Here is a 9,941-nt window from a genome sequence, read left to right as displayed (position 1 = left end):
CGCCCGGATGGGCGCGGCGATTCGTTCCCGGGCGCGCGGCGCCCGAAGACACGCACCGAGCAGGGAGTGACAGTGGTGAACTGGAAGACAGGCGCGCTGGCCGCCGCCCTGACGGTCTGCGCCTTTCCGGCGGACGCCGCCGCGCAGCGGCCGCGCGCCTCCGCGGCGCGCACCACCGCCGCCGCGCCGACCGCCACGCAGGTGCGCACGTGGTACGCCGAGCTCCAGCAGATCGGCTCGCGCCTCCAGGCGGCGCACGCCCGCGCGCTCCAGGACCCGCGGCTGCACGCCCAGGCTGACTCGCTGGCCAATGACGTCCGCACGGCCATGGAGCAGGCCGACCCGGGCCTGCGTCAGCTCGCCATGCGCGCGCAGGGGCTGGAGAACGAGGCGCGCCAGGCCCAGGCCACCGGCAACCAGGCTCGCCTGCGCGCCTTGATGGCCGAGGGCGACGAGATCCAGTCACGCGTGCTCGCCGTGCGCAACCACGTCCTGCTCCAGCCGCTGATGGCCCACCGCGTCAAGGCCTTCGAGGGCCGGCTGTACGCCCGCATGGTCGCCGTGGAGCCGCAGCTGGACCGCATGATGACCCGCAGCCAGGACCTCCAGATCCGCCTCGCCCGCGCCATGCAGGCCGAGCAGCGGACCCCCGCCGGCCCGTCCACTGTCGCCAAGCGGCCGTAGACGGATAGCCAGCCTGGCATCTGCGGAGTCGATCGAAAGAAGGAGGGGCGCCCGCACTGCCGCGGGCGCCCCTCCTCTTGTTGATCTGCTTTTTTCGCTTCGGGAGATGCTCGGCGGCCACGCATCTACCGAACGGCACCTCGGCAGATGCGCGGCTACCCGCCGGGTTCGGTGGATGCGATCTCCGCGAAGATCTCGCCCAGGATGCGAAGCGCGGCGTCCGCCTGCTCTTCCGTAATGACGAACGGCGGCGACAGCGAGAGCACGTTTCCGTGGATGCCGCCGCCGAGGAGCAGCACGCCTCGCCGCAGCGCCTCCACGACGACTCGCCCGGCCAGGTCCGGCGCGGGAGCACGCGACTCGCGGTCACGCACCATCTCCACGCCAATCATCATCCCTAGGCCCCGCACGTCACCGACGTTCGGATGACCGCTGGTCATCTCCCGCAGCCGCTCGATCAGCCCCGTGCCGAACTCCGCGGAACGCTCCACCAGGTTCTCGTCGCGTAGCACGGAGATGGAGGCGAGGGCGGCGGCGCAGCCGAGCGGGTTGCCCAGGAAGGTGGATGTGTGGATGGCCTCGCCGCGCGAGCGGGGCCAGCGCTCCATCACCGCATCGGTTCCGATGCACGCCGCGAACGGCAGTCCGCCCGTGAGTGCCTTGCCCACGACGAGGATGTCCGGCACCACGCCCCAGTGCTCGCACGCGAACCATCTCCCCGTGCGCCCGAAGCCGGTGTACACCTCGTCGAAGATGAGCAGCAGCCCGCGCTCGTCGCAGATGCGGCGCAGGCCGGGGAGAAAGCTCGCCGGCGGCACCACGTCCCCGCCACGGCCCTGAACCGGCTCCACGATGATGGCGCCGATGCCCTCGGACGCGGTGCCCGGCGTGTCGAGCAGATGTTCGATGTAACGCAAGGTCGTGGCGCCTACCTCGACCGCATCTCTGCCGAATGGCGAGCGGTAGGCATACGGATACGGCGCGAAGACAGCCGTGTTCGGCAGCTGCGCGGCGAACGGCGCCCGGAAGTCCTCGCGCGACGAGGCCGCCAGCGCGCCGTAGGTGAGGCCGTGGTAGCTGCCGTGGAAGGCGAGCACGCGCGGCTTGCCGGTGGCGATGGCGGCGGTCTTCAGCGCCGCCTCCACCGCCTCGGCGCCGGAGTTGGCGAGGACGGTGCGGTTGAGGCCGGCGGGCGCGACCTCGGCCAGCGCGCGCAGCAGGTCGACCTTCACGTCGGGCGGGTGCACGTCGCCCATGCCGTGCACCAGCCGCCCCGCCTGCGCGCGGATCGCCTCCACGATGCGCGGGTGCGCGTGCCCGGCCGACGCGACGGCGAACGCGGACGTGAGGTCCACGTACACGTTCCCGTCCACGTCGCGGACGTTCGCTCCGCGCGCCTCTGCCCAGAACACGGGGAAGTCCGGCGCCAGGTACGTCACGTTCGGCGACTCGTACCGCGCCAGCTCCGCCCCCAGCCTGTGCGACTCCGGCCCCGGCGGCGGCGTGACGATGGTCGGTGGCGCGGTGCCGAAGGAGCGATCTGAAGCACTCATCTATGTTTCGAGTTCATCCGGGTTGACAATCCGTTGCAGATCCGTATGTTGGATGCGGAGGCTTTGCAGTCGCTACGGCGCTGCATTGCCTTTTTCTTTTCCCCCCCATCATCCCTCTCCAAGCTCTTCCCTGACGCGCAGGTCCTTGATCCAGGCGAAGCTCCAGATCTCGAACGCAGGGTTGCCCATGCGCTCGCGAATCGCCCTGTACCGCATCTGCTTGAGCCGTTCGGCCAGCGCGGCGATGTCCGGCCGCGCAGGCGCGGTCATCTGCGGCAGGCGGAATCCCCACGAGATGATGTAGGCCACCAGATCGGCGAGCTGCACGCCCGTAGTCAGCTCGCTGTGCACGAAGAACGGCTCAGGGATGATCCTACCCGCCCTCAGCCGTCCCGTGTGCGTCTCGGCGAAGTACCTGCTCATCTGGTCGACGAGGATGTGACTCTGTACACGCTCCAGCTCGTCGAACACCACGATACCGCTGGCGCCGGGATCGATGTCCTCCAGGAAGTAGAAGAACCGCTCCAGCAGGTACGAGTAGTCCTTGCGCAGGTGCTCGCGAGCGGCGGGCTGCGGCGCCTGCGGGTGCACGATGCTCGCGAACACCTTGCAGCGGTATCGCGCGCACAGCTCCAGCGCCTCGTCCACGAAGGCGAGCTTCGCCTGCGCAAGGGCTGCCAGCTCCAGCGGCGTGGCGCCCGCGCCTTCGTCCAAGCAGTGTCGAGCCAGCCGGCAGCGCTCTTCAGGTTCGAGCGCCGGTGCCGCGGCCGCGTGGCGGAAGACTTTCGTCTTGAGGAGCTTCTTGGCCTTGAGCTCGCTTCGTCCATGCGTGTAACGCTGGCCGAAGCAGCGGGTTTCGGCCCCGCGCAGCGCCACGATCAGGTTCCACAGGTCGCGGTCCTCCACCGCCACGCCCGCCAGCACCTCGTACGGAGATTCCCGGTGGTCCTGCCCGCTTTCATCCACGAAGAGGAAGTAGGCCATCGAACGGAATGAAGTGCGAGAGGAAATGTCGGGCAGCGATCGAAGTGCCGGTCAGGCGGCGGCCAGCCCCTCGGCGAGGATGCGGTCGCGGAGATAGGGCTTGAGGGCGTCGCGGGCGACGAGGTCCACGCGGGTGCCGAGCAGCGCTTCCAGGCGCTCCTGGACGCGGAACAAGCCGAAGAAACCCACGCCGGGGCGGACGTCGACCAGCACGTCGACGTCGCTGTCCGGGCGAGCGTCGCCGCGTGCGACGGAGCCGAACAGGGCGATCGACTCCACGCCCATCGTCTCCAGCTCGGCGAAGTTCGCCCTCAGGATCGCCAGCGCCTCCTCACGCTCGATCATCGCGGCTCCATGCGCGTTGTTGTGCGGTCCTTGTCGCCCCGAGCGTCCGCCCGGCCGCATCAACTTAGCGTCCTCGCCCTGCGCCGCGCACGGGGAACGCGCCGCCCGCATCTATTCTTCGGCGGGTGCGATTGGGATACGGAGCGTGAAGACGCTGCCCTCGCCGGCGGTGCTCTGGACGGTGACGTCGCCACCCATGAGGCGGGCGAGCTGGCGGGCGACGCTGAGGCCCAGGCCGGAGCCGCCGTGCGTGCGGATGGTGCTCTGCTCCACCTGCCAGAACGGGTCGAAGATGCGCTCCGCGTGCTCCGCCGCGATCCCCGGCCCCGTGTCGGCCACGCGGAAGAGCACGTCGGCGCCGTCGCGTTCGGCGGTCAGGGCGACGCTCCCGCGCGCGGTGAACTTGATGGCGTTTCCCAGCAGGTTCACCAGCACCTGGCGCACCTTCCGTGCATCCACCGTCATCTCCACGTCCGGCTGCGGCGCGGCGGCGCGGAACTCCAGCCCGCGCTCCATCGCCAGCGGCTCCACCAGCGCGGCGGCCTCCTCCACCAGCGCGGAGCAGGCCACGCCGGGCACCGGGCGCACCTCCTCCTGCCCCGCCTCCAGCCGCGCGAAGGTGAGCGTCTCGTCGATCAGCTCCAGCAGGTGCTGCGCGGCCGAGCGCACCCGCTGCACCTGGGGGACGATGCCCTCCGGCAGCGGCAGGGGGATGCCCAGCAGGAAGAGGTCGGTGTAGCCGATGATGGCGTTCAGCGGCGTGCGCAGCTCGTGCGAGATGACGGCCAGGAAGTCGGCCTTGGCGCGGTTGGCCTCCAGCGCCGCCTCGTACAGCCGCGCGTGGTCGATGGCGAGCGCCGCGCGCCGGGCCAGCTCCTCGGAGCGCAGCACCTCGGCGGCGTCGTAGCGGCGGCCGGAGGTGGTGGTGGCGAAGAGCATGGAGCCCAGCACCCGCCCGCGCGCCAGGAGCGGCACCACCATGTACGCGGTTGCGCCCAGCGACAGCAGCAGCGCCAGGTGATCGCCGTCCACCGCCGACTCCCGCAGCTTGGCGGGGGTGACGCCGTTGTCCACCACCGGCGTGGCGGAGCGGATCGCCCTGGCCACCACGCCGGGCCCGTCCAGGTCCGGCGCGAAGCGCAGCAGCTCGCGCACGCGGGCCTCGAGCGCGGGGTTCGCGTGCGTGGCCTCCACGCGGCGCACGCGGCCGTCCTCCAGCAGGTCCACCACGCAGTAGTCGGCCAGCACCGGCACCGCCAGGCGCGCCACGCTCCGCAGCGTCGTCTCGTAGTCGAGCGACGAGGCCAGCACGCTCCCCGCCTCGGCCAGGAAGCGCTGCTGCTCCTCGGCCTCGCGGCGCTCGGTGATGTCCACGCACGAGCCGATGTAGCCTGCGAAGGCGCCGTCCTCGAAGCGGGGGATGCCGGTGTCCAGGATCCACCGGTACTCGCCGTCCGCGCGGCGCAGGCGGTATTCCATGCGGAAGGGCCGCCGTGCGTCGAACGCGCCGGAGTAGACCGCGACGCAGCGGGCCAGGTCGTCGGGGTGGACGCCGGCCTTCCACCCCGTGCCCATCTCCTGCTCCATCGTGCGGCCGGTGAAGTCCAGCCACGACTGGTTGAAGAAGCTGCACTGCGAGTCGGTGCCCGACACCCACACCAGCACCGGCGCGCCGTCGGCCATCATGCGGAAGCGCTGCTCGCTCTCCCGCGCGGCGGCCTCGGCCGTCTTGCGGGCCTGGATGTCCTGGATCACCGCGATCAGGTAGTCCGCCTCGCCGCGCGCGCCCTGTGCGCGCGAGACCGTGACGCTCACCCACAGCGTCCCGCCGTCCCTGCGCACGTAGCGCTTCTCCAGCGTGTAGGTGTCGTCCTCGCCCGTCTCCACGCGCCGGGCCATCTCCACGCTGCCGGGCAGGTCGCCGGGGTGCGTCACCTCCTGGAAGGTGAGGCGCAGCAGCTCCTCGCGCGTGTAGCCCAGCATGTCGCACAGGCACCCGTTCACCCGCAGCCACCGCCCGTCGAAGGCGTTGTGCGAGATGCCCACGGCCGCCTGCTCGAAGGTGCCGCGGAAGCGCTCCTCGCTCTCGCGCACCGCCGCCTGCGCCCGCCGGGCCTCGGTCACGTCGGCGAACGAGGAGACCACCCCCGTCACGGCGCCGGACGCGTCGCGCAGCGGCGAGGCGTTCACCCGCAGCGCCGCCTCGGTGCCGTCCGCGAAGCGCACCTCCAGCTCCTCGCCCCGCACGGGGTTGCCGGTGCGGAAGGCGCGCGCGGCGGGCATCTCTTCCCGCTCCACGGGCGTGCCGTCGGGGCGGGCGGCGGTCATCCCCGGCACCCCGTCCACCAGGCCCAGCAGCCGTTCGCGAGGCGCGCGCAGCACCTGCTCGGCCGCGGCGTTCACGTACGCCAGCCGCCCGCCCGCATCCACCAGCGCCACGCCCTCGCCCATCGTCTCCAGCGCGCCGCCCAGCCGCGCGCGCTCGGCCTCCAGCGCCGCGTTGGCGTCGCGCAGGCGGTCGTTGGCGGCGCCCAGCTCGCGCGAGAGGCGGGTGGACTCCTCCACCTGCTTGGCCAGCTCCTCGCTCAGCGACCGCGCCTCTTCCGTCTGCTGCTCCATCTCCATCGCCTGGTCCTGCAGCTGCGCGACCAGGCGCTCGGCCTCGGCGGCGTGCGCGGCGGCGCGGGCGCGGGCCGAGAGCAGCTGCGCGTTCAGCCGGCTGGCCAGCAGCCCCACCGCGGCGAAGACGGCCAGCTTCACCGCGTCGCCCGCGCTGTCCAGGCCGAACTCGCCCGCGGGGCCGATGAAGAAGTAGTCCACGGCCACCAGCGAGAGCGCGCTGGACAGCAGGCCGGGCCCCAGGCCGCCGTACCACGCGGAGACGACCACCGCGCCCAGGAAGATGGGGAAGAAGTTGGAGCTGACCCACCGCTCCAGCCCGAAGCAGAAGGCCAGCGCCGCCGCTGTGGCGCCGACGGCCACGGCATAGCGGGGGAGGAGCGGGCGCGCGGAGCCGGCCGCGTCGGGAAGGGCGGCGCCGGGGCTGCCGGGGAAGGGAGAGGGCATCGGGCAGGGGCGGAATGGACGACGGGCGTGCGGCCGTTGACGGTGCGCCGCACGAAGCCGCGCCTCCGTCTGCAAGATGCGCGCGAACGGCGCGGCCCGCGAGCGCCGGGGCGGGCGGTGCCCTTGACGGCCCCGGCGCCGCCGCGCACCTTGCCCGCCGAGATGAGCATGAGCGAAGACGAATCCGCCGAGCGGACCGACCCCCCGGCCGACGAGGGCCCAGGCCTCGCGCTGAAGCTGTGGGTGGCGCTTGCCCGCGCGCACAACGCCGTGGAGGCGCAGGCGCAGGCCGACGTGGCGCGCCACGGCCTCACGCTGGCCGAGTTCGGCGTGCTGGAGGTGCTGTACCACAAGGGCCCGCTGCTGCTGGGCGAGGTGCAGCGCAAGATCCTGGTGTCCAGCGGCGGCGTGACCTACCTGGTGGACCGCCTCCAGCGGCGGGGGCTCGTGGAGCGCCGCGAGTGCGCGGGCGACCGCCGGGCCCGCTACGCCGCCCTCACCCCACAGGGCGAGGCCCTCATCGCCCGCATCTTCCCCGAGCACGCCAAGCGCCTCCAGGACGCGCTTTCCGGCCTGGGCAGGCAGGAGAAGCGCGAGGCCCTGCGCCTCCTCCGCACCCTCGGCCGCGCCGCGGCAGGGGACGCCGAGCACGAGTAGCCGCGCGCGCATCTCCGGTTTCGGTAGATGCACGGCGGTGCACGGTAGATGCGCATCCCCCAAATCCCGCAGCGTCTTCGGCTGATTTTAAGCGCAGATCCGACGCCCGTCGACCGATCCCGCAAATTCCAAGAGACGCCTCGGCGGATCGGCTGCACCGACCGCCCGGGTCACACCGATCCGGTTCGGATCGGCCCACGGCGGCATCTACCGTCTTGGATAACGGGCGGCGCTGATTCGAGGAGGGATCGGGAGATGCGGTGTCGTCGGTGGCTCGGCTGGCCGATGCTTCGATGAGCGGAAAGACTGGCCAGGGCGATGGGGAGCGGCGGGTGGGACGGCGCCGCGGCGAGGCAAACGGCCGGGTGGACGGCCCGTGCAGGAGGAAGCGATGGAGCACGTCCGCATCGGGGACACGGGGCTGGAGGCGTCGCGCATCGGGCTGGGCGCCTGGGCCATCGGCGGGTCGTGGTGGGGCGGCACCGACGAAGGCGAGGCGGTGCGCACCATCCACGCCGCGCTGGACCTGGGCATCAACCTCATCGACACCGCCCCGGTGTACGGCCGCGGCGTGTCGGAAGAGATCGTGGGCCGCGCGCTGGCCGGCTCGCGGCGCCAGGTCGTGATCGTCGCCACCAAGTGCGGCCTCTCGTGGCCCGGCGGCGGCGACGTGGTGCGCGATGCGCGGCCCGCCACCATCCGCCGCGAGGTCGAGGAGTCGCTCGCGCGGCTGGGCACCGACCGCATCGACCTGTACCAGGTGCACTGGCCGGACCCGCGCGTCCCCGTCGCCGACACCGCCGGCGTGCTGGCCGACCTGTACCGCGAGGGGAAGATCCGCGCGATCGGCGTCAGCAACCACTCGCCGGCCGAGATGGACGCCTTCCGCGCCGCCGCGCCGCTGCACGCCGCCCAGCCGCCGTACAACCTGTTCGAGCGCGAGGTCGAAGACGACGTGCTGCCGTACTGCCGCCGGCACGGCATCGCCACGCTCACCTACGGCGTACTGTGCCGCGGGCTGCTGAGCGGCCGCATGCGCCCCGACACCTCGTTCGCGGGCGACGACCTCCGCGCCGCCGACGACCCCAAGTTCCGCCAGCCCGCGTACTCCGAGTACCTGGAGGCGGTGGACCGGCTGGACCGCTTCGCGCTGGAGAACTTCGGCAAGCGGGTGATCCACCTGGCCGCGCGCTGGGCGCTGGAGCAGCCGGGCGTGGGCGTCGCGCTGTGGGGCGCCCGGCGCCCGGAGCAGCTGGAGCCGGTGGAGGACGTCTTCGGTTGGCGGCTGGACGACGACGCGCTCGACACGGTGGACCGCATACTGGGGGCGACCGTGCGGCACCCCATCGGGCCGGAATTCATGGCCCCGCCCGCCCGCGAGGACCCACTCGGCCCGCGGTGAAACGAAGCGCTTGACCCCGCCGTACCCGCGGTGTAGCGTGCGCGGCGCGATGCCATCTCCGCGGCGCACCTGTCTCGAGCCTCCCCCGCCCGGCTCCACACGAACCCTTCCCCGTCAGCACTCCCTACATGAACAAGTGGATGAAGCGCGCCGGCTACGCGCTGGGCGGCCTGCTCGCCCTGGTGCTCATCGCCGCCATCGGCCTGTACGCGGCCAGCGAAGTGCGCCTGCGCCGCACGTACCACGTGCCCGGCCAGGCGCTGGCCCTGCGCAGCGACGCCGCCACCCTGGCACATGGCCGCCACGTGGCGACCGCCATCGGCAAGTGCACCGACTGCCACGGCAGCGACCTGGGCGGCAAGGTGTTCATCGACGACCCGGCGCTGGGCACGCTCAACGCCCCGAACCTGACCCCCGGCGGCGTCACCGCGGGCTACACCGCGGCGGACTGGGAGCGCGCGATCCGGCACGGCGTGAACCCCGGCGGCCGCGCGTTGCTCGGCATGCCGTCTGCCGAGTTCTACCACCTGAGCGACGACGACGCGGCCAGCATAATCGCCTATATGCGCGGCCTGCCCGCCGTGAAGCGCGGCTTCGCGGCGCCTCATCTCCGTCCCGTGGGCCGCGGCCTCTTCGCCACGGGCATGCTTCCGCTGCTAGCGGCCGAGGACATCCCGCACACGGCACCGCGCCCCGCCAGCCCCGCGCCGGGCGTGACGCGCGAGTACGGCGCGTACCTGTCGCGCGTGGGCGGCTGCAACGGCTGCCACCGCGAGGACCTGTCCGGCGGGCCCATTCCCGGAGTGCCGCCGGAGTGGCCGCCCGCGCGGAACCTGACGCCCGCCGGCATCGGCAGCTGGACCGAGGCGGACTTCGTTCGCACGCTCCGCAGTGGGAAGCGCCCGGACGGCACCGCGGTGAACCCGGTGATGCCCTGGGCCCTCGCCGGCCAGATGAGCGACGACGAGCTGGAAGCCCTCTGGCTCTACATCCACACCGTCCCGCCGAAGCCGACGGGTGCGTGAGGTGTCGGGCGAGGTCGGTAGATGTGACAAGGCGCGCCTCGATCGGGAGATCGGGGCGCGCTTTGGGTTTCCCTCACCCGGCTTGTAAAACTCGCCTGCCCTCCCCCGCAAGCGCAGGGCTGTTTCATTCAGGGCAACGGTGTATCTTTGCAGCATGAATCTACTGACTGCGTTCGAGCAAATCCCCGAGTTTCGTCGCACAGCCGGGCGTCGCCACAGCTTAGC

At 72.2% G+C, this 9,941-nt stretch carries 8 protein-coding genes; 4 read left to right on the top strand and 4 right to left on the bottom strand.

The genetic code is table 11. The features are described 5' to 3' along the window. Positions 1 to 684: hypothetical protein (locus VFE05_00950; protein HET6228611.1), on the top strand; the 684-nt coding region annotated here is incomplete at its 5' end. Between the two features lie 155 nt (positions 685 to 839). Here VFE05_00950 and VFE05_00945 read toward each other — a convergent pair. From VFE05_00945 to VFE05_00930, 4 genes are all read right to left on the bottom strand, one after another. Continuing rightward, positions 840 to 2,237, bottom strand: coding sequence for an aspartate aminotransferase family protein (locus VFE05_00945; GenBank protein HET6228610.1), 1,398 nt, complete (start codon positions 2,235 to 2,237; stop codon positions 840 to 842). Positions 2,238 to 2,345: 108 nt separating this feature from the next. After that, positions 2,346 to 3,221: a DUF3800 domain-containing protein gene (locus tag VFE05_00940; protein ID HET6228609.1), complete on the bottom strand. Its 876-nt coding sequence runs from the start codon at positions 3,219 to 3,221 to the stop codon at positions 2,346 to 2,348. 51 nt (positions 3,222 to 3,272) lie between these two features. Continuing rightward, the gene (locus tag VFE05_00935; GenBank protein HET6228608.1) at positions 3,273 to 3,566 is read right to left on the bottom strand and encodes a nucleotidyltransferase domain-containing protein; all 294 of its coding nucleotides are present in this window, start codon (positions 3,564 to 3,566) and stop codon (positions 3,273 to 3,275) included. Between the two features lie 111 nt (positions 3,567 to 3,677). After that, positions 3,678 to 6,632 carry a PAS domain S-box protein gene (locus VFE05_00930; GenBank protein HET6228607.1) on the bottom strand — a complete coding sequence of 985 codons (2,955 nt, stop codon included), beginning with the start codon at positions 6,630 to 6,632 and terminating at the stop codon, positions 3,678 to 3,680. Between the two features lie 168 nt (positions 6,633 to 6,800). Between VFE05_00930 and VFE05_00925 the strand changes: the two genes are divergently transcribed. From VFE05_00925 to VFE05_00915, 3 genes are all read left to right on the top strand, one after another. Beyond that, complete coding sequence (locus VFE05_00925; GenBank protein ID HET6228606.1) at positions 6,801 to 7,289, top strand: MarR family transcriptional regulator; 489 nt, start codon at positions 6,801 to 6,803, stop codon at positions 7,287 to 7,289. A 391-nt stretch (positions 7,290 to 7,680) separates the two neighbouring features. Next, complete coding sequence (locus VFE05_00920; GenBank protein HET6228605.1) at positions 7,681 to 8,691, top strand: aldo/keto reductase; 1,011 nt, start codon at positions 7,681 to 7,683, stop codon at positions 8,689 to 8,691. 128 nt (positions 8,692 to 8,819) lie between these two features. Next, positions 8,820 to 9,716: a cytochrome c gene (locus VFE05_00915; GenBank protein HET6228604.1), complete on the top strand. Its 897-nt coding sequence runs from the start codon at positions 8,820 to 8,822 to the stop codon at positions 9,714 to 9,716. Positions 9,717 to 9,941: the final 225 nt, after the last annotated feature.

The organism is Longimicrobiaceae bacterium, assembly GCA_035696245.1.
Classification (GTDB): Bacteria; Gemmatimonadota; Gemmatimonadetes; order Longimicrobiales; family Longimicrobiaceae; genus DASRQW01.
This window is presented reverse-complemented; position numbering and strand designations above follow the sequence as displayed.

What these genes read in the sequence shown, in the direction of transcription:
- VFE05_00945 (HET6228610.1), bottom strand. Translation starts at nt 2,237, where the DNA reads ATGAGTGCTTCAGATCGCTCCTTCGGCACCGCGCCACCGACCATCGTC.
- VFE05_00940 (HET6228609.1), bottom strand. Translation starts at nt 3,221, where the DNA reads ATGGCCTACTTCCTCTTCGTGGATGAAAGCGGGCAGGACCACCGGGAA.
- VFE05_00935 (HET6228608.1), bottom strand. Translation starts at nt 3,566, where the DNA reads ATGATCGAGCGTGAGGAGGCGCTGGCGATCCTGAGGGCGAACTTCGCC.
- VFE05_00930 (HET6228607.1), bottom strand. Translation starts at nt 6,632, where the DNA reads ATGCCCTCTCCCTTCCCCGGCAGCCCCGGCGCCGCCCTTCCCGACGCG.
- VFE05_00925 (HET6228606.1), top strand. Translation starts at nt 6,801, where the DNA reads ATGAGCGAAGACGAATCCGCCGAGCGGACCGACCCCCCGGCCGACGAG.
- VFE05_00920 (HET6228605.1), top strand. Translation starts at nt 7,681, where the DNA reads ATGGAGCACGTCCGCATCGGGGACACGGGGCTGGAGGCGTCGCGCATC.
- VFE05_00915 (HET6228604.1), top strand. Translation starts at nt 8,820, where the DNA reads ATGAACAAGTGGATGAAGCGCGCCGGCTACGCGCTGGGCGGCCTGCTC.